Annotated in this window: 17 protein-coding genes; 3 read left to right on the top strand and 14 right to left on the bottom strand. The window is 40.4% G+C overall.

The annotated features are described in order from the left end of the window. The first annotated feature begins 156 nt into the window (after window positions 1–156). On the top strand, window positions 157–4188 hold the full coding sequence (locus ACYQ3L_RS23950; protein WP_379999586.1) for a two-component regulator propeller domain-containing protein: 4032 nt from the start codon (window positions 157–159) through the stop codon (window positions 4186–4188). Window positions 4189–4292: 104 nt separating this feature from the next. Here the strand turns inward: ACYQ3L_RS23950 and ACYQ3L_RS23945 are convergent, their stop codons facing one another. From ACYQ3L_RS23945 to ACYQ3L_RS23915, 7 genes are all read right to left on the bottom strand, one after another. Next, window positions 4293–6194 (bottom strand): glycoside hydrolase family 43 protein, encoded by a 1902-nt coding sequence (locus ACYQ3L_RS23945; RefSeq protein WP_379999588.1) that lies wholly within the window; start codon window positions 6192–6194, stop codon window positions 4293–4295. Window positions 6195–6694: 500 nt separating this feature from the next. Then, window positions 6695–7270: a JAB domain-containing protein gene (locus ACYQ3L_RS23940; protein ID WP_380002092.1), complete on the bottom strand. Its 576-nt coding sequence runs from the start codon at window positions 7268–7270 to the stop codon at window positions 6695–6697. 138 nt (window positions 7271–7408) lie between these two features. Next, window positions 7409–7723 carry a helix-turn-helix domain-containing protein gene (locus tag ACYQ3L_RS23935; RefSeq protein WP_380002091.1) on the bottom strand — a complete coding sequence of 105 codons (315 nt, stop codon included), beginning with the start codon at window positions 7721–7723 and terminating at the stop codon, window positions 7409–7411. A 226-nt stretch (window positions 7724–7949) separates the two neighbouring features. Next, window positions 7950–8543: a hypothetical protein gene (locus ACYQ3L_RS23930; RefSeq protein WP_380002089.1), complete on the bottom strand. Its 594-nt coding sequence runs from the start codon at window positions 8541–8543 to the stop codon at window positions 7950–7952. Beyond that, window positions 8536–8805 (bottom strand): hypothetical protein, encoded by a 270-nt coding sequence (locus tag ACYQ3L_RS23925; protein WP_380002087.1) that lies wholly within the window; start codon window positions 8803–8805, stop codon window positions 8536–8538. Before ACYQ3L_RS23925 ends, ACYQ3L_RS23930 begins: the two co-directional genes overlap by 8 nt. Before the next feature lie 12 nt (window positions 8806–8817). Continuing rightward, complete coding sequence (locus ACYQ3L_RS23920) at window positions 8818–9690, bottom strand: hypothetical protein (RefSeq protein ID WP_380002085.1); 873 nt, start codon at window positions 9688–9690, stop codon at window positions 8818–8820. Window positions 9691–9712: 22 nt separating this feature from the next. Then, window positions 9713–10882: a Clp protease ClpP gene (locus tag ACYQ3L_RS23915; RefSeq protein ID WP_380002083.1), complete on the bottom strand. Its 1170-nt coding sequence runs from the start codon at window positions 10880–10882 to the stop codon at window positions 9713–9715. Between the two features lie 211 nt (window positions 10883–11093). Between ACYQ3L_RS23915 and ACYQ3L_RS23910 the strand changes: the two genes are divergently transcribed. After that, window positions 11094–11333 (top strand): hypothetical protein, encoded by a 240-nt coding sequence (locus ACYQ3L_RS23910; protein WP_380002081.1) that lies wholly within the window; start codon window positions 11094–11096, stop codon window positions 11331–11333. Between the two features lie 553 nt (window positions 11334–11886). Here ACYQ3L_RS23910 and ACYQ3L_RS23905 read toward each other — a convergent pair. Continuing rightward, window positions 11887–12546: a hypothetical protein gene (locus tag ACYQ3L_RS23905; RefSeq protein WP_379998844.1), complete on the bottom strand. Its 660-nt coding sequence runs from the start codon at window positions 12544–12546 to the stop codon at window positions 11887–11889. Between the two features lie 930 nt (window positions 12547–13476). Between ACYQ3L_RS23905 and ung the strand changes: the two genes are divergently transcribed. Beyond that, window positions 13477–14139, top strand: coding sequence for a uracil-DNA glycosylase (gene ung, locus ACYQ3L_RS23900; protein WP_291113096.1), 663 nt, complete (start codon window positions 13477–13479; stop codon window positions 14137–14139). Window positions 14140–14261: 122 nt separating this feature from the next. Here the strand turns inward: ung and ACYQ3L_RS23895 are convergent, their stop codons facing one another. The 6 genes from ACYQ3L_RS23895 to ACYQ3L_RS23870 all read right to left on the bottom strand — a co-directional run bounded on the left by ACYQ3L_RS23895 (window position 14262) and on the right by ACYQ3L_RS23870 (window position 25557). Then, window positions 14262–16529, bottom strand: a complete 2268-nt coding sequence (locus ACYQ3L_RS23895) for a GH92 family glycosyl hydrolase (RefSeq protein ID WP_379998841.1) — start codon at window positions 16527–16529, stop codon at window positions 14262–14264. 484 nt (window positions 16530–17013) lie between these two features. Then, window positions 17014–18645 (bottom strand): SusD/RagB family nutrient-binding outer membrane lipoprotein, encoded by a 1632-nt coding sequence (locus ACYQ3L_RS23890; RefSeq protein ID WP_379998839.1) that lies wholly within the window; start codon window positions 18643–18645, stop codon window positions 17014–17016. A 20-nt stretch (window positions 18646–18665) separates the two neighbouring features. Further along, on the bottom strand, window positions 18666–22067 hold the full coding sequence (locus ACYQ3L_RS23885) for a SusC/RagA family TonB-linked outer membrane protein (protein ID WP_379998837.1): 3402 nt from the start codon (window positions 22065–22067) through the stop codon (window positions 18666–18668). A 358-nt stretch (window positions 22068–22425) separates the two neighbouring features. Further along, window positions 22426–23391, bottom strand: a complete 966-nt coding sequence (locus tag ACYQ3L_RS23880; protein WP_379998835.1) for a FecR family protein — start codon at window positions 23389–23391, stop codon at window positions 22426–22428. Window positions 23392–23458: 67 nt separating this feature from the next. After that, complete coding sequence (locus ACYQ3L_RS23875) at window positions 23459–24022, bottom strand: RNA polymerase sigma-70 factor (RefSeq protein ID WP_379998833.1); 564 nt, start codon at window positions 24020–24022, stop codon at window positions 23459–23461. A gap of 515 nt (window positions 24023–24537) precedes the next feature. After that, on the bottom strand, window positions 24538–25557 hold the full coding sequence (locus ACYQ3L_RS23870; RefSeq protein ID WP_379998831.1) for a peptidoglycan DD-metalloendopeptidase family protein: 1020 nt from the start codon (window positions 25555–25557) through the stop codon (window positions 24538–24540). Window positions 25558–25563 lie beyond the last annotated feature (6 nt).

Genomic DNA, 25563 nt, shown 5'->3' with positions numbered 1-25563 from the left:
CATATAAGGTAGAAATCGTTCCATTTTCTAAAAAAATGTACTTTTAATACTTTATTGGTGTAAAAATAACAATTATTATTTTTAATATTGTATTTCCTAAAACCTAATACCGAATTCAACATGTTTTATTTCTTAAAACGACACGGGATATATTTTATGTTATTTGTTCTTGCCCTTCAGAATATCCAGGCAAAACAGATATCTGTAAGGCCCATGCCTCTTATAAGCCAGCTGCCGTCAAACTCCATCCGCCGGATACTTCAGGATAAAGAAGGATTTATGTGGTTTGGAACTTTAGATGGATTGTGCAGATATGACGGATACCGTATATTGACATTCCGCTCCAATCTGAACAATCCCAACCTTATTGCAAACAACGACATCTCATGTCTGGCAGAAGATAAAAACAACCGCTTGTGGATAGGCACGCGGAATGGGATAAATATTCTGGATAAAAAGACATACACGATCTCGATGCTGCAAGATAAGGAGGTATTGAATCAGAATATAGAAACGCTTCTGGTCGCTTCGGATGGCAATATATGGGTGGGGACACGGAGTAGTGTATTATGTTATAATCCGGATCTGACACTGAAAAAGAAATATAACAACGAACTCCCTGCCACAAATATCAACTCTATCTACGAAGCCCCCGACGGCAGTCTGTGGATAGCATTATGGGGAAGTGGCATATACAAATACAATCCCAAAGATGATACATTCAAACACTACCCTCAGATTGGAAACGGCAACAACCCTTTCAGAATATACCAGGACTGCAGAAAGCAATACTGGGTGTGTACGTGGGGCGATGGCCTGTTTCTATTCAATCCGGATAAAGAAGGCGATGAAATATATGTCCGGCAGGAGGTTTTCAATAAAGAACGACAATTGGCGGAAAATACATTTTTCAGTATTGTACAGGATGATACGCATGGTTATATATGGGTAATGTCTATTTCCGGCCTGCATGCTTTTGAATATGATAAGGATGGTAAGTTGAAGAACATCGATATATCTTACCTCTTCAAAGAGTCTAACAACATATACAGCGAAATAATAAAAGACAGGACCGGCAACCTGTGGATCGCCACTTTCAGCGAAGGTGTGCTTACTATCAATTTCGACCGGCCTGTCATCAAAAACTACTCCATTTCATCCATCAAGGAACGGACTGGAATAACTCCAAACATAACCGCTATCAGCGTAGACGAAGATGGTGATATTTGGGTAAATCAAAACCGCTGGGGCTTAGGAATATTCAATCCTGAAAAGAACAGCATACGTTTATATTCGGATTACCCCCAATTGAAAAATCTTCCGATGCTGGGCAATGTTAGTTGCATATCCCAGTTTCGTTCTATTCCAGATGAAATATGGATAGGTCCTGAAAATGAGGCGAGAATTTACTGCATGAAAAAGGATAAAGATAATATCGTCGTTTCCAGAAGTATCGACTTATCAACCATTGCTTCAGATGCAGGTAATCCCCGTATATTTTTTGAAGATCGGAATAACAATATCTGGATAGTAACCTCTACAGGTCTTCTCATCAAGCCATATAATAAAGACAATATAGAAGTGGTAAGCTTTTCCCTCGGTACTATTTCGGGAATAACGGAAGATACAAGAGGGACGATCTGGATCAGCAGTAAAACATCCGGCTTATCTCAGATACTTATGACCGGAAACTTCCAGACCGGGAAATCCCAAATAAAGAATTTCAACAAGGAAGGGAACAATCTGCCGAGCAACAATATCGAATCCGTCTGCGCCGATATAAACGGTAAAGTCTGGATGGGTACTAAAGAAGGCAGCATCATAGCCTATGATCTCATCAGCCGGCAATTCAAAGACGTATCCGAATCGCTGAAGATGACCGGCGAAGCTATACTTAATATCGTCACCGACAACTTCGGCCATGTATGGGTATCCACCAACAAGCGTATTACAGAATACAATCCGGAAAACGGAGCCTCTAAAAATTATTCCGGTACGGACGGGGTTATCGTCAACTCGTTTCTGGTCAATTCCTGTTTCAAGAGTAAAAACGGGAAAATATACTTCGGCGGAAATAAGGGGATTTCGGTATTTACACCATCCGAAACCTTATCCGAACAAGCTAAACAAACCCGGACTTTCATCACAGATATAAAGATCAACAATTCATCCGTTTTTCAGGGAAATAAGAACCACCGATTCGATATAACCTCACAGTCCCTGACTTTCGAACCTGATGATAAGAATATCGAGATTGACTTTTCTTCTCTCGACTACACATTCCCCTCAAAGATTCAGTATGCCTACAAAATGGAAGGCGTGGACGACGATTGGGTTTATACAGAAAACGACCGCCAGTTTGCAATATACAATCAGTTAAGTAAAGGCTCCCATGTATTTTATATCAAGGCCACCGACGAAAACAGGCTATGGAGCAGCGAGATCACTAGGCTTATGATATATAAACGCCCCGCATTCTATGAAACATGGTGGGCATATGCCATCTATATTGTGTTATTGCTCGCCGCGATCTACTGGACATACAGAATTATAAAGAACAGGATAAAACTTCGCAACGAACTGAAAATAGCCCAAATAGACAAAGACAAGTCGGAAGAACTCACACAGACCAAACTCCGCTATTTCACCAACATCTCGCATGATTTCCTTACGCCATTGACCATCATATCCTGCCTGATCGATGATGCCGAAATCACGTACAAAAGTAAAATTACCCAGTTTGACACGATGCGCTCGAGCGTAAACCGCCTGAAACGTTTACTACAACAGGTTTTAGACTTCCGGAAAGTAGAAAGCGGGAATATGAAGCTCAAAATATCGCAGGGCGAAGCGGTTACATTCATCCGCGATATATGCTATACCAACTTTCTGCCATTGATGAAGAAAAAAGACATAGAGTTCACTTTCAGCTCCCAACCTAATCATATACAAGGATATTTCGACGCCGACAAAGTAGACAAAGTCGTATTCAACATGTTATCCAATGCCTATAAATATACTCCGCGAAACGGGAAAGTAGAGATAAACCTGAACAAATACCTGAGCAACAATCATCCATACCTGCAAATAAGGATAAGTGATACGGGGGTAGGAATAGCTAAAGAAGACCTGGCGAATATCTTCACGCGCTTCTACACCAATAAGATGAGCGAAGCCAGTGATACGAACGGTATCGGACTATCTCTTACCAAAGACCTTGTAGACCTGCATCACGGAACAATAAGCGTGGAAAGCGAGGTAAACACCGGGACCACATTCATCATCGACATCCCGATAGATAAAGAAAGTTATAACGATTCTGAAATGGGTAAGTCCGATCAGGTCATCGTATATGAAAAGAATATAGACCTGATGTCACTGGAAGAACCTTCGGGAGATGATCTGAATGCAAATAATCAGGATGTCAAAGAACGCACGACCGTATTACTGGTCGAAGACAATGAAGAACTACTTACACTTATCAGCAATATACTGTCGAAGCATTACCATGTACTCACAGCGCCTAATGGAGTTGAAGCATTGGACCGTATAAAAGACAACGCCATAGATATCGTAATCAGCGACGTCATGATGCCCCGTATGGACGGTCTGGAACTTTGCCGCATATTGAAGAAAGATCTCGAAACCAGCCATATCCCGGTCATACTACTTACTGCCAAAAACAGTACCGACGACCGCATAGAATGCTACAATGCCGGTGCTGACGGATATATATCGAAACCTTTTGACCTGAAAGTACTGGATGCCCGCATCAACAATTTCCTTGCCAACAAGAAAGATAAACAGGAAGAGTTTAAGACCAATGTGGAGATAAACATCTCTACCCTCGAATACCCTTCTATTGATGAACAATTCCTCAATAATGCAATAAAGATAATAGAGGAGCATCTGTCCGAACCCGAGTTCGATGTCAATACATTTGCCGAGCATCTGAACATGTCCAAGTCTTCCCTGTACCGTAAGATAAAGACGATGACAGGACTTTCTCCTATCGAGTTTATCCGCAACATCAGGCTTAAACACGCCTGCCAGATGCTGAAAGACAGGTCCATATCCATATCGGAGGTCGCCTATTCGGTAGGATTCTCAGACCCTAAGTACTTCACGTCATGCTTCAAACTAGAATTCAATGTGACCCCCAGCGATTTCCAGCGGAATGCAGGATAATGAACCAAAAGGCCGGAATAACATATGACCAGATCATGATATTATCCGGCCCTTACCTTAAAAGCCTAAAAACCAGAAAACCTATAGTATATGATTTCAAGATTTCATAACGTCGGCACTACTGCTTTGATACTGCCATCCGTATCAAACTCCATTTTATCGATACATACTTCCCGGTGAAAACCGGCCGCATCTCCCATCTTTATCCCGTTGGGACGGTTGAAACGATGATATACGATATACCATTCATCCTTACCCGGTATTTGCAACACCGAATTATGACCTGTCCCGTAAATGCCTTTTGCTGCGTCTTTTGCCAGGATCAGATTGTTTTCGGGGATAGTGATAACTCCTGTAGGCGATGTAGATGTGCCGTACCTTACACGGTAATTTTCGCTCCGTGTATCGTCCTCCGACCAAAGGAAGTAATACGTCCCTTTTCTATAAAAGACCGAAATAGCCTCACGGAATGTCCTGTCAGGAGTACGTACCTTAACCGTTTCCTTCTTTATAGACACCATGTCTTTATTCAGTTCAGCCACAGCCATATATCCGTTACCCCAATAGAGATAACTCTTGCCCGTCTTCGGGTCGGTAAATACATCGGGGTCTATCTCCTGACCGCCCTTTATACCTTCCGGCCTGAAATCGATCAGTGCTTTACCCGAATCTACGAACGGGCCTGCCGGATCATCGGCAACCGCCACCCCGATCTTCTGCGCGGCAGTGAAATAATAGTAATATTTATATTTACCATTTACTTTCTTCTCTTCAATACACGGAGCCCATGCATTCCTGTTGGCCCAGAAAACATCTTTTTTCAGGTCGAGTATCACCCCTTCATCCGTCCAGTCTTTCAGGTTGTCCGATGAGAAGGTCTTGAAGTAGTAACCGCCCCAGCCATCAAACCCGTCGCTGGTGGGATAGATATAATATTTCTTTGTTTTATTGGAATATATAATATCAGGATCGGCATAATAGCCCGTAAGCACCGGATTATTCCCTGTCGGGGGAAAACCTTCCGGCATACCCCATTTAGCCGTCAATGCCTTTAGCTCCCGGCGTGTCACCGGAATAACCGAACCATGGCGGGGATGGAAATCCATCGATATCTCGTGGTCTATAACACGGAAATTCTCCAGATCGCTACTTTCGCAAAATTGATACTTACCTTTCATATACACATCATACATCAGTATATAAGTATCTGTATTTATCAGTCTGAATACACCGGAACCCTCTACAGCCTCCTGAGTCTGCTGTTTATAACCTTCATGTTCCGTCCATTTGCCCGAAGTCAGCGAGTTGGTCGTGGCCAGCTTTATACCATTGCCATGTCCTTCGGTTTTGTAAAACATATGGAAAGTGCCGTCTTTCAGGATAATATCCCCGTCTATACACGATTTCCCGTTCTCAGGAAAGAACAACTGTTTCGGTTCTCCCTCAAAATCGGTAAAGTCTGCATTCGCATAGGCATAATATATAATATCCTGACCGCCGCCATGCTTCATCGACCAGTAAACCATGTATTTCTTTGCTTCGGGATCATAAATGGTTTGCGGAGCCCATACCCGCTTCAGGTCTTCCTGCCCTGAATATTTATGTTGAATATTTATGATACTCGACGACCAGTTTACCAGATCCGCCGACTTCAACAAGACCATCGCCCGGTTCGAATCCCAGCCTTTCGACGATGTCATATCCGTCACCACCATATAAAAGGTTTTTCCGTCCTCACATCTCAATATATGCGGATCGCGGACACCTCCTGTCGAACTGATTAGTTTGGAATCAATTACCGGCTTATTGCCATTCAATGATTTATAATTATATCCATCCGCGCTGATGGCAAAATGGATCGCCTCTTCTTCCACCTTATTTCCTGTAAAATAAGCAAACAGATAAGCTACATAGTCTTTTTCCACAGCTCCCGATTTGTACTCCTGAGCATAAGAGGGTACGGACAGGACTAAGATAAAAAGAAAAATTAAAAATTTAGATTTCATGGTTTTCATTCGTGTAAATAAAATGATATTTCAATTCAAGTTCAAATATCTGTAATATATCCCGTAATTATAGGTGAAAAATCGTTCAATTAGAGGCTGTAAATAAGCTATTGTAAAAAAAGGTAACAAAAGTAACACTTGTTTCAGTGAACAGTAAACAGTAAACAGTCATCAGTTAACAACTTGTATCTCGTATCTCGTCTACTTGTACCTTGTTTACTTGTAACTCGTAACTGCCCGAAGGGCACAGTAACTTGTAACTGTTAAAAGGTAACAAAGGTTACACTTTTTTACTTATTACTTTTTACCCTCTCTGTAAATATTATTGCAAAAACCAAATCGCACAAAACACAGAACCAAATGTACAAAATTTACATATTTAAACATATAGCAAAAAGACAGCAATATATTAATTAAAATAGTATATTTGAAATATAAAAGAGCATTGTGATAACACAATGCTCTTTTATAAATATGTTAAAAAGATTAAGCCCTGTTGTTCAACTTATCCAAAACTTTATCTTGTCTAACATCATACTATTATAGCCCATGTCGGTAAGTATCAGGTTATCCACTAGATTTATATTTAAATAGCCGCAAGCTGTCTTCAGGGAGTTCATAGACTCTATATCATCGCTACTTTCTTTCAGGTTACCCGACGGATGGTTATGCGCCATTATAATACCCGATGCGTTGCACTGTAACGCTATTTGGATGATTATACGGATATCTATAACCGTCCCGGAATAGCCCCCCTTACTTATCTGCGATACGCCTATAATCTTTAGTCCGTGGTTCAGGTACATAACCCATACTTCCTCGTGATGCCTCATAAACCCGTTGAATACCGGTAAGAATGTTTTTGCGGCGTCTTCCATATTGATTATTGTTTTCATTTTGTCCGATGGGTCGGCGTTGTACGAAACTTTGATTTTAGGCAGTTTGTAAGCCTTTGTTGAATTCTTATTGATAGTCATTTTATAAGAATTGCGATAAAATAAGAACGCCCCCGTAGGTGTGACTATCACATATACGCAGGGCGAATAAGTTGTTAGTTCTTTCGTTCTAACCACCATAGGGGCGTTCCCTTATATCTTGTTAAAATAAAATCGGTTGATTTCTTTTGCCCAAGATTAATATGTAATAGTCGAAAGCAAAGTAAGGTATTTAGTTTTGGATATGCAAGTTTTTGAGGATATATTTTTTCAATATACTTATAATACACCCCCTTTTCCGGTTAGTTTGTTAGCAATGCGGGTTCTCAACTCCTTATCATCAATAAGGGCAATATCTGCCATCAGGTCAAAAATCTTATCACTAAGAAATTTGCGAAAATTCACTATTTCGTTATCTGCTTTTAACTCCTGCCAATTCCCTGATTTAGACCATACGGACAATGTTTTCTCCGAAAGGTTAAGGATATTAGCGGCTTCCTTTTGTGGTCTGCCTTGTATAACTACAAGGTCGTAAGCCTTTTTCTTTAGTAGATTGTAATCAATTTGCTCTAACGTTATTTTTTTTTCTTTCATATACTTGTTTAATTTGGTATTATAAGACACAACAAACGCGCCTTTTTATTATAAACCTTACAATTTTATTTGATAATCAGCCGATTATTTCTATATCTTTGCATTCAGATAACCGCCTAAGGCTCTGCTATGGCATATCTACGGTTCGCGGGGGAAACGCCAAGAATCTGCCAAAGAAAAAGGACGGGTTAACTCACCCGCCCTTTTATTTTTTAGCACATTGGAGTTACTTTATATTTGCCTTCGCTATCAATTCATTTAAATAATCGTAATAAACCCATACCATTTTATTATTTAGAGTTTCGCTGACGCCTATAAACTGTCTCTTAGGTATTCTAATCACCGAGCCCACTTTCTTTAAAGCCATTGTTTTACAAAATTGAGCTTTAGCGTTAGCCCTGGCATTATTCCGGCCTTTGCTTATTGTTCCGTTTTTATTTTTCATAACCCTAGGAGCAAGCAAATAATATTGATACCACCACCATTTTTTCATTTTCATACTCACCCGGATAATTGCCCCCTCATTATGAAATCCGGCATATGGAATATCAGTACCTACCACGCAATGATCTAAGCTTCTTTCCATTACACGAATACTTTGCATCAGGTTCATAGAATTGGTCCTACCTTGCAAAATCCTTTTTCCACCCAAAGGGCTGACTTTGTTAGGCCATGGAGTAAGGGAAGTATCGGTAAAACCATTATTCACAAAGCTATGTTTAAAATGATTAACACCCTCGACCCCTGCTATTACTGGCCGTGCCCGTTCTAATTTTTGCGCGATATCCTTAAACCGGGGTACTTTGTTTTTTTTAGACATAACACCCCCCTCTGTCAATAACCTTTTCGCGTTCCCCGGCTGCAATATCTTTCAGCCTGTTACGTTCTTTTAACTCCGCCAATTCTTTTTTTGCATTCCGGCCCAGATACTTATCAAAAGTCGATTTAGATATAAAATATTTCGGGGCGATAAGTTCTTCATATATTTGTTTTTGATTCCGCCACCCCTTTTTCTTTTCTTCCAAAACTACATTTTGTATTTCTATTATTTTCAACAATAAATACTCTTTATTGTAAGCCATATGGATGTGATTTTAAGCGTTTGTACTCACTATTGCCCCTATACCCTTATTGCGGATAGGCAAGGCAACAAAACGTTTATCAAAGCCCACTATTGCCGCCCGTTCTTTCGGGTCGTCCATCGTTGCGTACATATGTATATCGCCGTCCGCTTTCATTACCTCATCGCCTTGGAACGCAAACGAACAAAACCCGTCACCATCCATCGGTACGGATGCAAAAGCCTTTTTCTTCAAATCGCTGTCATAATAAGCCGTTTTTGAGAATTGAAGCATACCAAAGCCAGCGAAGCGGTTCGGCTGTCCGTTTACAAAATCCGTAATTGATTTGAACGCCTTAATATCAAACGATATCAAGTCTGTAAGATGTGCGGGGTTCAATACAAGAAAACGATTCTCTAATGGTATATTTGCATTATCAAAATATTCTTTCAGATACAAAATATCTTCAAATGACATACGCTTTCGCCCTTTATATGCCTCGCCTGTTGTTTGTATTACCGGCGTATCGACCGTGTTCTCATCAGGAGCGTAAGCATGTGCGGCTTTTGCTCCTGTGGTGGCTTTTAATACGTTGCGATGACCCATTATTACGCTCTCTAATTGGTTGTATGCGTATTCAATAGCTTCCGGTCTACGGACAAGGGAATTTTCTGTTTCAAACAAATCCAATTCGATGCGTATAGGTGTGTCCTCGCGTTTTACAACCGCAATTGGGTAAGTTGTATTATTTATCAATACATTAGGGTCGATTCCCGCCTCTGCTAAATTCAATGCATCATTATCTACCAATGCGCTGAAATCTTTTACATAATTGAGAAACGAACTATCCGGGTAAAATCTTTCTTTCAGTTGGTTAATCCAAACTTCTTTCTTTAGTCCTGACATACTTAAATTCTTTGATTTATAATTATTTAATTTGTTCTTTTTCTAATAATCGGTCGTATAGTTCCGGGTCTTTTAGCAATGCTTTCGGGTCTTTTTTTCGGTAATCGTCCAGCGTCCAGCCGGCACGATTCCCGCCGCTTGTATGCGGTTGTTTGAAATCTATCTTTTGCAATGGCTCAATATGCTGTAATACCGCGTTTGCCGCATCAAAATCAAGGTCAAATAATACTTTCCATGCACCTTTTGCCGTTGCTACAAATCGTTTTTCGAGGATTGCCGTATTTAACGTTTTATCTATTTTCGCATTCAATTGTGATTTTGTTTGCTCTTTTCTTTTACGTATAAGCCCTATCAAGGTTTTAGGGTTGTTTTTGGCTATTATCAGGAATTCGCTTTTTTCATAAGCCTCTATTGCACCGACCTTAATAGCCGTCTCAACTGCTTTTTCCGGCGTCTCCTCTCCTTTAAGTACGGCAATAGCTTCTAATATTTGTTTTAGGGTTGCATCAGTAGGTAAATCCAAAGCCTCAGCGATTTGTGTAAGTTCATCGCCTGTATTTTCATTTGCTTTTTGATTACTTTTTCCTTGTGGAAATTTTGAACGGGGACAACCACACGCCGAAATCAAAGCTGCCGTTTTGCTGTCAATAGTTATTTGCTCTTTAACTTCCGTGATAAAGCCGTTTTCTTTGGCTTCCTGTGCTGTCATCCACCAGTCGCCCGCGTTCCATTGTTCGTCTAAAATCGAAACATCTACTACTCTATTTTTATATACGTTATAATATTGATTTTCAATATCACGCAGCAATTTTGTAAATGATTCCAAATCTCTTGCATTGCCCTCTTTAGTTCCCGATGGTTTGTGTATCATAAACATACCGTTTTCAGGCATCACAAACGTACTGCAATGTAATGCGATGAATGTTGAGGCACTTGCAACCAACGCGCCGCCCTCGCCTGTAATACGTCCGCTAAAATTCGATTGAATGATATTTACAATTTCAGCGGCGGCAAAGCACGAACCGCCCTCACTATTGATGTAAAGATGTACATCGTTTATACCATCTTCTATAAGGCTGTCAATTTGTGATTGGAATAATGCGGAACTTGACTCTTCGATAGTTCCCGTTATCCTTATCAATGCTTTCCCGCCTTGTTTCAATGCACTGACTCTGAATGAATTTTTTGCCATAAAATAAAATTTTGTTTAAATTCTATGACAAAGTTTGTAAGGCTTGATATTTTAATGAAATATATTGATATAGCTTATAATAAAGTTTGTAAGCCTTACAAACTTTAAACTTTTTTTACTACCTTTGTAGAGCCACCGGCCATTGCAAAATCTTTCGGGATATGTGAGAGGCTTTAGGGTATTTTTAGAAATACCCTTTTTTTATTTTATCATGGAATTAAAAGATAAACAGCAATATAACATAGTGTTATACAACGGAGAAAGGAAAAACGCTACTTACTATAAAAAATACTGGAGGTGGCAACCTCCAATACAAAAGAAGTGGATTATTTTTGAGACAGAGCAAATAAATTGTTTTATAACCTCCGAAAGCACTATTATAAAACTTTCAGAAATAGAATTTATTTTTATTGATGGAATACCCTATAAAACTGACAATTTGATAAAATAATTTTGTTCCGCCGTTGTTCCGCTGTTTATTCCCCTGTTATATTTTAAATAGCATTTTGATATTTAATTTTTGTTCGTCTGTTGTTCGCCTTCCTGTTCGCCTGCGTAATATTTTAACATTTAAACATCGTTCCCGTGAAATCATTTTGACACTTTAATTTAGTTAACCTAAACTTTACGTAATGCTTTACGTAAACGATATTTAGAATATTACACTGCAATAGAAAAAGTATTTAAAACCCCTTTAAACCTCATTTAAAGCCTCAAAAAAAATTCACCTACGATATAAGTAAAATATAAGAAAAATAGTTTTCGTTTTGCGGCGCGTTCGGGGGTGCATCTCTCTCAATCCCTTTAGACAAAAGGCGTTTGCGCCTGTCCTCTCTTACTATCTAATATATATAAATCGTTTGGGGGGTAATATATTAATATATTCTTGTCATCCTGAGGAACGAAGTATCTCTTTCCTTCTTTCCCTGACAAATGGGTCGGGATGCTTCCTTCGTCAGCATGACAAGAGAAAGAAAAGTATATCATTAATATTTATGGAATACTTAATTACCTCTTCGCTTTTTCTTTCTTTTCTTTCCCTTATTATATACCGGCCTTCTGTTACTCACTATCACGGCCGTGCCTGTTCCTTGCCGCTGCCCGGCACAGGCCTTATCCGGTTTTTCCATCATCTCCGCAGCCTCTGCATCTTCATTCTCCTCAATCACTTCCGAAACCTCTTTTTCTTCATCTTCAATAATATCCTTTTTTATGTTATCTGTAACGGTCTCTTCCTCAATCACTCGATTATCTCTCGTCGTATACATCTCCTCCCCTTGGGGAGGCCGGGAGGGGCTGTTCCTTTCCAGCAACATCTTTATTGTCCGCAGATCAGGAGGACATTCCTTCTTTATTATCACTTTCGATTTGAAAACCAGTTCATCAGGATTCCTTTCATCAGGAACATATATATCCTTTTCCACTGTTGTCATATATCCCTCCAGTTTCTTTTTCAGCGCGACCTGCATCATTGTCTGCATCGCTTCGCTACGGCGGCTGACGGCCATGTCCACCTCTTTCCTGAATCCGGGTTTCGTATCCATCCAGCTATAATAAGCCTGCCTGCTAAAACCCAATGCCTTACATACCTGAGTCGTAGTATAAAACTCTTCTTCGATAAGAAAAACGATTTTATCCACTAATTCTTCACTATACTTTGCCATATTTTTTAAATAATTATAGGTGTGCGGCAGGCAATGACTATTTATCCATTATCTGCTTTTTTTAGTATAGATAAATGTATTTTGATTTCATAAAAAATTAACACAGCATATTATGCGAATCAGCAGTTGGATTTTAACGTTCAATTATTCTATGCATTTTTTCTACGCGGAATTAAAATTCCTTGTGTTCCTTTTGGCCAAAGCCCCAAAAGGAACCAAAAGTGCTTTAGCGCCCCACTTCAAAGGCCGACCCGTAACGGACAAAAAGACGAAACGGAAAAACTCGCTCTAAAAGTCGTAAAATACGAATTGGCGGATAAGCTCAAACACGTTTCCGTTTTTTTCGTCTTTTAATCCTACGGGTACCCCGTCCGTGAAGTATACGGCGCCTGCTGACGCGCAACCAGGAGCAAAGCCCCTAAAGACAACACGCGCCCGCTCGCGCGGGACGAGGCCGGAATCGCGATGCGGCGACAAGACAAAGGTTCTTCAGGCTCTGGCCATACGTGCGTCAGCCGACTCGTAACTCGTAACTGCCCACAGGGCGTAGTAACTTGTAACTAAAAATTGAACATTTATATCCTACAATAATCACTTCAATCACTGATTGCCACTACTTATTTTATAATAGAAACTTTACTTCTTCACCCAAAAAGTTTTTCTTAGCGCCCGCTCGCGCAGACGTCCCGTCTGTGTGTTGCGTAGCAAACATTTTTGCCCTGTCAATAAGACACGGACTGGAAGTCCGCGCCATCGGGGGGGGGTGTTAACGTCCTATTTTTAGTTACAAGTTAAACTACACTAAGAGCGGTTACCCTAATCCATGATTTATTTTTATCGGACTACATCACAAAAATTGTATCTTTATACCCGGCAATTTGTTAATTTGAGCAGTTACTTAGTATCTAACATAAAACTAACTTACGAATTATGGATGTAAAAATAGAGGAAAGTTGGAAAGAACAGTTGAAAGATGAATTCGACAAAGACTATTTTGTAGAACTAACTGATTTTGTGAGACATGAATACCGTACAAAACAAATATTCCCTCCTGCGAAATTAATATTCAATGCTTTCGAACACACTCCATTCGACAAGGTAAAAGTGGTAATTCTCGGACAAGACCCATATCACAACGACGGTCAGGCACATGGCTTGTCTTTTTCCGTACCTGATGGTATGCCGGCCCCTCCCTCTCTGGTAAATATCTTCAAAGAAATAAACCGCGACATGGGAATCCCTGTACCCGGATCAGGTAATCTGACGCGCTGGGCAAATCAGGGTGTATTGCTCCTCAACGCTACACTGACCGTACAGGCGCACATGGCTGGTTCTCACCAGAAAAAAGGCTGGGAAACATTTACCGATGCGGCTATACATAAATTAGCCGAAGGACGTGAAAATATTGTATTTATCCTCTGGGGTGCTTACGCCCAGAGAAAGGCAGCATTCATAGATACGAATAAACATCTAGTATTAAGATCAGTACATCCATCGCCATTATCCGCGCACAACGGATTCTTTGGGAACAATCATTTCAGCGAAGCAAATAAATATCTGAAATCGAAAGGGATTGAACCAATTGAGTGGTAGAGGAGCCTCACCCAACCACCCCAAAGGGGAATAGGGGACCAAAAATCAAAGCCGCGAGAATCACTTCTGGCGGCTTCACCCTTAATAAAAATCCCTATGATGTGTAAAAGGGATTCTATATCTTATATTTCACCTCTTGTACCCCAGGTTTCGGACGGCTTATCCCCCATCACAAATTCCAGTGTACCACCGGCTTCTATGTCTTTAAAGTCTATATAGAACTTATCGTAGTCTTTGCCGTTAAATGTCACACTCTGGATGTACTTATTAGCAGCACTATTATCTTTCGCTACAATTTTAAGAGTCTTTCCGTCTTTTACCTTAACTGTTGCTTCATTTATAACGGGACTTCCGAAAATATATTTACCTCCGGCCGGCTCAACCTGGTAAAAGCCCAGAGCAGACAATACATACCATGCCGACATCTGGCCTACATCCTCATTTCCCGAAAGTCCGGCCGGCTGGTCGTGGTAAAGTTCCGACATTACCTGACGTACCTTGTCGGCAGTCTTCCACGGTTGACCGATGTAAGGATATATATACAGGATATGATGGCTGGGCTCGTTTCCGTGGGCATATTGGCCTATCAGCCCGCTGATATCCGGGGATGCATGCTCACCCAGCGAACCTTCCACGATAAACAGGGAATCCAGCTTCTGAACAAATGTCTCTTTACTTCCGAACAAGTCTACAAGTCCTTTTATATCGTGTGGTACCAGCCATGTATATTGCCATGCATTACCCTCTGTATAGTCATTATCGCGGTGGACGGATTCAAACGGATTGAACGGGGTCCTGAACTTACCGTCAGACGACAGGCCTCTCATAAATCCTACCGATTTATCGAAATAATGTGTATAAGATTTACTCCGCTTCAGGAAGTAATCATAATCTTCCGTTTTACCCAACTTTTGAGCCACCTGGGCTATACTCCAGTCAGCGATAGCATATTCCATACATTTCGACAAGCCTTCGCTCTCTCCTTTGTCGTAAGGGATATAGCCATATTCTTTCAGGTATTTCAAGCCTCTTTCGTCCAGCATTGCCGAATTTTTCATCGCTTCGAACGCCAGTTCCTTATCAAATCCGTCATATCCTTTCAGGATAGCGTCCGCTACAACCGAAATCCCCAGATTACCCACCATACAATCGGTTTCGCAACCCATCAGATGCCATACGGGCAGTTTACCCTGCTGTTTATATATTGTGAGCATCGTGTTGACAATATCGCTCATCTTTTCGGGATGTATAATCGACATCAACGGATGAGCCGCACGATAGGTATCCCACAACGAGAATGTCGTATAATTCTTAAACGCGCCTTTCTCATGCATTTGTCCGTCAGAGCCTCTGTAATCGTTATTCACGTCACAGAATTCGGAAGGAGCTATCATTGTATGATAAAGCGCCGTATAGAATGTACGTTTAGTCTGCTCGTTGTCCGTTGTAATAATGATTTTATTCAGTTCTTCATTCCAAGCTTTATCTGCATCGGCGACAGTCTTCTCAAAATCCCAGCCCGAAAGTTCAGCCTGCATATTCAGTTTTGCATTATCGATACTTACCGGGGACAAGGCCACTTTTACAAATATATCCTCTTTATCCTTTGTATCGAACAGTACCTGTCCGTATGCCCTTGTCGCCTTTATGGTGTTACCTTCCTGCACAGCGGTAGTATCCGACACAATAAATCCCTTCATCGGCTTGGAGAAAACAGCTGTGAAGAAAATCTTCTGGTCATTAGCCCAGCCTTTCGAATAGCGGTAACCCGATATGACAGAATCATTCTCCTGAGTCAGATAACCTTCCACGGGAGCATCCCAGCCTATACCATGTTGCAGGTCGATAATAACTTTCGACAAATCGGACCGGGGGAATGTATATTTATGGAAACCTACCCTCTTGGTTGCTGTCAGTTCCACATCGACATTAAACCTGTCGAGATGTACAGCATAATAACCGGGTTTTACTTTTTCAGTTTCCCTTCTGAATAATGAATAAATCCCCGACTCAGGATCTTTCAGATTTCCCCGTGTAAGTTTTACATCGCCGGTAGCCGGCATAAAGCCAATATCACCGAGATCACCTATTCCTGTACCACTCAGGTGCATATGTCCGAATCCGATAATTGTGGAGTCGGTGATATGATAACCCGAACACCAGTCCCAGCCCTGAGAAAAGTTTGTAGGGCCCAACTGTACCAATCCGAACGGAACGTCGGCTCCTACAAATACATGCCCATGATCACCTGTCCCTATATAAGGATCGACGTACTGGGTAAGATTTACAAGTTCCGTACCTTTTTCCGATTCATTACATGAATAAAACAAAGTGCCTGAGATAATACCCAAACAGATTGTTTTTGCAATGCGATTAAAATTCGATCTCATTGTCTGATTTTTAATTGTATATTTAGTTTTGTTATATTCGATTTATAGTTTCCAAGCCCGCTCTACGATATCTGAAGGCATTATTATATCCAGAATTAATCAAAGATTCACAGGCAACAATTACAATTATGACAAATTTACATAATAAACTGAAACAAAAAGATATTTGTCAATCATTTAATAATTTATAACAGATAAAGAACAGGGCGGTCTTTTTAAAGACAACCCCCTTCTCTGCCTTTTGTTTGAATACCTGATTACAGGCTGTTATAAAATATTATCTTTTTAGAAGAAATTTTTTTATGCCATCTTACGCATTTATTTGAAAACGGAGTTCCCAAAATGATATCAAAACAATGGGATCTCTCATGGACAAAAAGATACGGAACGAGGGCTGCAAAGCTGGTCGGGGTATCTTAGACCCGAAAGCAGAAAGCACCTTATTTTAGGGGTACTTCCTGCTTATGATCAGAAGAATATCGGATTATTCCTTGTCCCACCAGACACGAGACGTCATCTTGTCTCCATCCGAAAGCCTCTTGACTGCATCGTTATAGTTTCCCGCATTATTCTGAGACTCGTTTATCGGATACGTAAACCTGCGGGGAATCTCCGAGCTTATGCTGTTCGGATAAGTCGGACGGTTGTGAGGCGCAGCATAAACTGACTTTATTTCAGGATATCCTGTGCGGCGCCAGTTAGCAAATGTTTCATATTCATCGCCAAACGTCGTGACATAATATTGCCAGTTGATCTCTTTGAGCTGGTTTGCATCAAACCTGTTCAAAGCTTCGGTGACATAATCATTTATGCTTGCATCTGACAAATAAAGATTATATTCTGTCCTGGCGGCTATATAGAATGAGAATTGATGCATAGCCGCTCTTATTCCCTTTTCGAGATATTCTTTTGCAGTAGCATTTCCACCCGGAATAAAACCCCGCGCAGCAGCATCTGCCAGGAGTAAATTATTCTCGGTATATGTGACTAGCATTGACGGCACATCGGGACGGGAATATGTTTTTCTGTTCGGCAAGGCATAGTATTTTCTCCAATCTTGTCCGGGGTAACCGGGAGCGTTCGCTAAATCCCAATTACCTTCTGCAGCTCTGTACCCTATAGGTAAGCCTATCAGTTTGCCGGCATCGGAGCTATCTCCGAAATCGAAATCACCTAACCATTTTTCTTCAGGATTAGTAGAACATCTTGTCGCGATCAAATGGATACGGGGATCTTTTGTCTCTTTTAGCTGACCAATAAAATATTCGCTTAAATAAAACTTAGCCGGGTCCTCATTCGAAAGGATTTTCCCGAAAGGTTCAGCTGAGTCGTCCGTTACCAACCCATCGGCATGAGGTAATGCCGCGTTGTCTTCAGCGTTTGTAAATAATCCGTTAGCCACGGCCTTTTCTGTCCATGTTTTAGCTTTTCCGGCATCTGCTTTACTAAGTCTCATTGCTATGCGAAGCATCAGTGAATTTGCAAATTTGCGCCATTTTTCAGGATTACCTTTATATATTACGTCCGCACTACCAATAGTATTCTGGGACGAAGGACTACTTAGCGCAGTATTTACTTCATCCAGTTCTTTCAGTAAGTCATCATAGATCGATTCCTGGGTATCGTATTTCGGATAACCGGTAAGACTTGGCTGGCCAGCTTCAAAGTAAGGAACATCCCCGTAAAGATCGGTCATGCGGTGAAGCATGAAAGCTTTCATTACCCTGGCGTACTGTACCTCATTCGCATAGCCCGGCTTATCTTTCCACTGGGCTATTACCTCAATTATATTTCTTATAGGAGCTCTGCCTCCTACATAAAAACCATCCCAATAAGCGGCATTATATCCTTCGGACCAGGTATAGAAAACACCCTGGGACCAATCGGCCGATGCAGTATGCTGCATCATATTAGCTGCATATATACATGAATTACGCCAAATATCCCAGTCGGACCCTGCTATTTGGGATTGTACCTGAGTGAACATCAAACCATAATCCATATTTCCCGGATTTAAATGTTCGGGATCATTATTTACATCTCCAAAATCATTGCAACTTGTAGTAAAACCGATCAAGCAAACTGTTGCATATATATATAGAATTATTTTTTTCATCATTATCCTATTTTACAAGATTAAAACTTAATGTTCACATTGAATCCGAGACTTCTTACAGCCGGGTATCCGTTCAACTCCAGTCCTTGTCCGTTAGTATTATTGTATGCGGATTCCGGATCTATATTGTCGGTGTGTTTCAAGATAGTCCATAGATTACGTGCCACCAAAGAAACGGACAATCCTTTTACCGCGCTGTTCTGTCCTAATATAGATTTTGGAAAATTGTACCCTAATGACAATTCACGGAATTTTATGAAGCTGGCATTATAAATGAATTCTTCAGCGATATTGTTTGACACAATTCCTTTCCAGTATTCCTGTGCCGACACAGCGACATTGTTTGCAACGTAGTTGCCTGACGCATCCAGCATTACTCCATTTCCTATGATAGTACCTTTACCATCTTCACCTCTACCTTCAAGAGTGTTTTTGTGAAGTCCGTTGCTGTATAAAGAATAGTTTGTTCCAGAAAATAATTTAGCTCCTAATTTAAAATCTATCAGGAATGACAATGTCCAGTCTTTGAATGTAAGCTGATTGCGCCATCCTCCTGTCAGTTTATATACTCCCGAACCTAAATTTTCAAGTTCATCCGAACTCTGAGCTATACCATCTTTATAAACAATCTGTCCATCGACCCGTTTGTATTTATAACCTACCAGCTCGCCGTATGGTTTACCTACGATATTTTGTACGGTTACATTTCCACTGCGCGCGGAGGCACCGTCTATACTTAGATTTGTTACGGGAATTCCTCCGTTTTCGCCCAGATATTTTACTTCGCTGTTATTATAGGCAATATTAAAAGTCGTATTCCACATCAAGTTCTGGGTCTGTACAGGCACGGCATCTACCATAAATTCGAGCCCATTATTTTTAATTTCTCCTACATTCATGATAGTTGAGCTAAAGCCGGAAGCACTGCTGGTCGTAATTCTGGCGATGTCGTCTTTAGTATTCTTTATATAATAAGCCATATCAAAAGACAAACGGTTCTTAAAGAAGGCAAGATTCAGGCCCGCCTCCCACTCTGAAATGCGGACGGGTTTCAGATTCGGGTTCGGATAAGTTTCATTATTGACTGTGGCATTATTTTGTCCGTTGAATATATAATTATTTAGTTTATATGTCAGTATATTCTGATACGGATCGGTTCCATTCGAAGCGGAAGCATATGCTACACGTACTTTACCAAATTCAAACGCGGCCGGAACATCGAAAGTATCTGTAAATACCCATGATACGCCGGCAGAAGGGTAGAAATAACTATTATTATCCGGATTCAGTGTTGAAAACCAGTCATTTCTTCCTGTAAGATTCAGGAATATCTGATTTTTATATCCGAAGTCAGCTGTCGCATAGATCGAATTGACACGATATTCAATATGACTCTTACTCATAGGGCGGTTTCCTACATTATTTACAGAGGTGAATCCCGGAACAAGAAACGGACGAACACCATCTGCCATCCACTGTTTCGTAATGTTACGCTGGCGGTTTCCTCCAAAAGTAGCTGCGGTACTCCAGTCCCCAAAGGTTTTGTTGAATCCGATCAAATAGTTCAGATTTATTTCAGAAAAGGTTTTTGAATATTCTGTCAGCCAACCGGCAGGGTCAGCTGCAGCACCCATTGGTTGAACCTGCTTGAAATCAAGGCTGTATCCGTCACGGGTTACCGCCCCTTGTATATACAACCAGTCAAAGATGTCATATTTCAAAGTGAGACCTCCAGTCAAACGATTCTTATTTGTCTCGTTTGTTTTTCTGTATTGTAACCAGTATGGATTATTGAAATATACATTATCTCCTCCGATCAATTCCTTTCCGTCTGCTGTCGTACCCCAGTCTGACCCGGGTGTCCCGCGTTCCAGCCAGCGTACGTCAAAGGAGTTGGCCCTGTATAGCAATGATGCGTTGGTGTTTCCGTTTCCATCCGATAGATTGGAACGCCCTTTGAATTTTTCAAACACATAGTTGGCATTCACCATCAACTGTATCTTTGAAGTTACATTATAGGTGCTGTTCATGTTGATACCCTGCTGACTGATGTATGAATTAGGAAGGATGCTTTTATCATACATATTAGACAGCCCAAAACGGTAGATTATCTTGTCGGATGCTCCGCTCACCGATAACGAAGCTGCGTCATTGACCCCGGTACGGTAAAAGCTATCCCAGTTGTCGACATATGAATATTTGTATTCATTTCCCAAAAAATTTATGGCTTTTCCGCCGTCGAGGCGTTCACCCCAGCTTGAAGTTTCCGTTTTTACCGCAGACTCCTGGGTCATCGGGCGTATACCGTTTTCTCCCTGACCAAATGTTTTCTGGAAATCACGGTAATCGTAAATATTATTGAATGTCAGGCTGTTGTTAAATTCAATACTGGTCGGTTGCCCTTTCTTTCCTGATTTAGTTGTAACCAAAATGGCCCCATTACCTCCGCGGTATCCATAAAGCGCGGATGCAGCAGCACCTTTCAGAACCTGGATACTGGCAATATCATCCGGACTGATATTAGACAATCCGTCACCCATATCCATTCCCCCCCATGTACCTGCACTTCCTAGATTGGAGTTATTGAACGGAACTCCATCGATTACATACAGAGGCTGGTTATTCCCTGTCAGGGAAGCGTTTCCACGAATGATTACACGGCTACTACCGCCTGCTCCGGTGGCATTACCCGCTACAGATACTCCGGCGACTTTACCCGAAAGCGCATTCCCTATATTAATATCACGTGACTGTGTAAAGTCATCACCTCCCACAGAAGTAGTTGAATAACCCAATGATCTTTGCTGCCTTTTGATACCTAACGCAGTGACAACAATATCATCAAGCATTTTTACATCTTCCGTCAAAGTTATATTTACAAGACTTTGTCCTTTCAATTCTACTTCCTGAGTAACAAAGCCAATAAAAGAAAAGACCAGTGCGGCATTCGGATTCGCTACTTTGAGCGTATATGCTCCATCCATGTCTGTTACAGTTCCGGTGGTAGTCCCTTTTACCGCGACACTTACCCCGACCAACGGTTCTCCCTGTTCGTCCTGAACTTTACCGGTTATTGTTTTTCCTTCCTGTAAAGGAGTATTTACAGCAAGGGCACCCTGTCCGTTTTTATTCGACAGAATGATATGTGAGCCTTCCATCGAATAACTGACATTCGTTTCTTTAAACAAATCGTTCAACACCTGGTAAACAGGCTTTGTATTAGCCTTCACAGATACGTTTTGGTCTGTTTCTACTTTATCGTTATAGATGAACAAATAATCGGTCTGTTTCTCTATTTCGGTCAAAACCTTATCAAGACGAATATTTTTTTCGTTGATGGTAACTCTTGCCTTTTGGGAGTAAGAGTCTTCGGCATAAATAGAGAGCATTCCGACAAACAATAGTAACGTCGTGATTTTCATGATTCTAAAAAAATGTTTAATTTTTTCATTTTTCAACAAAAAGCGGTCGTGAAAAACTTTATTTTCCATAGATTTACGATGTTTTTGATTAATACGGTCTAAAAAATTGTATTGATTTCCCTAGCCAATAGGTGTTGCCGCACTTATTGGCTTTTTCGTTTACACGATAAAAGCGTTTTTAAATGTTTCTCATAGGCGGTCATTTTTTTATAAGGTTAAACGATTGATTGTATCTACTTATTAATAAATTACAGAAAACAATTTATAATACCATATTCCCTTTCGTTATGCGGTTATATGTCTTTTACGGATAAATCCTGTCCTTTACACATCTATTTTTCACACTGCCTGCCAATATCTATTTTATATACACAATATGCTTTTCGGTATCCCTTTCATATTTGAAATTAACATCCTTCTGCAATACACGCAAGGCATAGTCTACTCCATCTATAACACGGAATTTACCTGTGTATATAAGATTGCCAACCTGAGGATTTTCAATTATAATTTTTATATCATATACCTTCTCAAACGATTTCATTATTTGGGCAAAAGGTTCATTCTTGAAGCTAATCAGGCCATCCTTCCATTCATAAGCACTAAAGTCGTCTACATATTCGGTTTCCAACTTTCCGTTTTTCAGATACGCCTTATTGTTAGGCGTTAATATTACCGACCGTAAAGAATCGCATGCAGCCCTTACTTTTACTTTCCCTTCCATCAGCATTGTTTCGAAACTGCGAGTGTCCGGATAGGCCATTACATCAAACTTTGTACCTAGCGCCTGGATTATGCCGTCTTGCGTTTTAACAAGAAAAGGTACATCTTTATTCTTTGCAACATTAAAATAGGCTTGTCCTTCCAACAATATCAACCGTTCTTTTTCGTTAAAGGACACAGGGTATTTTATTGTTGTTTTGGCATTCAGCCACACATCCGTTCCATCCGGCAATATTATGTTTAAACGCTGTCCGGCAGGTACCGAAATCGTTTGGACAGCTACTCGCCTGTCTGTCTTATTTAAATGGAGGAAATAATACCAGCTGCCGGATAAAGTAATGGCTATGACTGCCGCTATCTTTATAAATTCTCTAAAATAGGCAGATATACGCCGGCGATTTCCGGAAGGGACAGGCAACTGCCCTGTATTCTCTTCAATATCCAGCTCTTTACTATTAAGAAGTATGGCGTCAAACATCCTCCGTTCTTCGAAAAAGCGTTTCTCATTCTCAGGAGAATCCGTTACCCACTGCCTTATAAGCTCATCTTCAGCCTGAGTCGTAAGACCTTCAAAAAATTTATATAATAGTTTAAAATCCATTTTTCATTAACCTCTATATAAACAACAGGTGAGACACAAACATCCCTAGTAGAAAAATCGTTTTTTTTTAAATAGAGAAGAATGCCAGGAATACAGACATGTAATCTTTAAGGCTGGAACGAAGCTGCGACAAAGCTTTTGTGATATGAAACTCGACACCCTTCGTTGTAATGTTCAACGCCTCTGCTATTTCCTTATGTGATTTATTTTCGTAACGGCTCATTCTAAAAATTTCCAGCGTTCTTTCCGGCAGAGACGCCAGGGTCTGATTGATTATCTTTTCCACTTCTGCCGAAAAAAGCTCTTCCGGATTACACGCCGAAAGTGTTGTAATACGCATATTGAGCTCCCAGTGCGCCAGAGTCTGTATATTGTCGAGTGTTTTATTTTGCAGACTTTTATGTTCGAGATAATTAAGGCACTTGTTTTTTATGATAGTCAATACATAAGCTTTAACGTTAGACCCGGATGCAAGATTCTGCCTGTTCTCCCAGTATGCCATAAAAGCTTCTGTGGTGATATCCTCCGCAATGGATATATCCCTTACATATGTATTTGCAAAACGGATAAAACGAGGATGATAATCTGTATAAAATTTATTAAACGATTTCAGATCAAAAGGTTCTGTCATATTATTGCGGTTTTATACGTGTAGGATAAGTTTCATATGTTATAGCCCAAAGTATATATGCCCTGTTATTTCTATATTTTTTGTGTATTACAATAATGGCTTTATTCTAATTAATAAATCAGAATAAAGCCATTTTTTTCCAAGGCACGGTTATAGCGTGAAAAGTTCTTTAACAAAACAATACCGACTCCCAAATATTCAGGAGAAAAATAAGCATAATAAAATATTATTTCCTGTATTTTTCTTTGCATAAATACTGCTTATAAAACGCTTCTATTTATTTTCTCTGTAAACCGGCACTATCACTCTATATTCAGTATAATTTAAGCACAAAGTTCTAAAAAAATATTAAAACCAAAGAATCAAACCTTAATTAAGTTGTTTTATCCGATCAATAAAAGCAGTTTGTAAAGAAAACGGACATCGATCATTCATCATCCGGCCTCTATATAAATAACAAAGGCTGCAAGAATTAGTTCTGGCAGCCTTATTATTATTCATAAATCAACCACAGTTTAAGACACCCTCAAGGATTTGCCCAAACGTAATGTAGTTTTTGCTGTAATGCTGTTCAGTGCACAGATTTTGCTCACTGTCGTCCCATATTTACGGGCTATGGCCCCCAATGTATCACCGGACTTTATACGGTGATAATTGACATTTCCTGAAGCATATTTATTTTTGACATTTGCTTTCGATCGGGTGGTTGAAGCCAGTGTATTTACATTCACCCCTTTCGAACTTCTGCTGTAACTTGCAGCTGTAACTGTATATGTATCTTTATGACACACTTTATTTTCGAAATCAACTATATTTACCGGATTAATAGGGTTTCCCAGAAAGCGCATTTCGAAATGCAGGTGCGAGCCTGTAGAACGGCCTGTATTTCCACCTAATGCGATCGGATCTCCCGATTTTACCACATCATCCTCATCTACCAGAAACTTAGATAAATGTCCGTATACAGTTTCTAATCCATTCGGATGACGGAGCGCCAGATAATAGCCGTATCCACGACGTTCATATTGCTTTACACGTACTTTTCCATCAAATGCGGCATAGATCGTATCACCGGTCTGCACTTTCAGGTCTATACCATAGTGCATCCTGCGACGGCGAGGGCCGAAATTGGAAGTTACATATCCCATTGTAGGCATTGTAAAATTGGAAAGATTCACAGTAAATGTATCTGGTATATTTTCTATAGAGCGGTAAGCATTTACATAACGGTTGTTCCATATACCGCTGTAAAGGTCTTCGGCAGGAATTTCATCCGCTGCAAGCACGCGTTCTTCCTGAACTTCCTTCAATATAGAAAGGTCTCTTTTGATCTTTATTCCATCGGCATAAAGATTATTAGCATTCATCCGGCTGTGACGTTGCTTATACTTTAATTCTACTCTGTCTGCATTAGATTCTGAGGTATTGGCAGTGTGTTGGGCGAAACTACTCATAGGTAGTAAAAACATAGCTGCTACAGGTAGTAGCCTCAGTTTTTTCAAGCCTCCGGTCAAACTGTTTTTCTTTTCTTGCATAATATA

It is taken from the genome of Dysgonomonas termitidis, assembly GCF_054657735.1.
The sequence above is the reverse complement of the archived record's forward strand: the minus strand, read 5'-3'. Positions and strand labels throughout refer to the sequence as shown.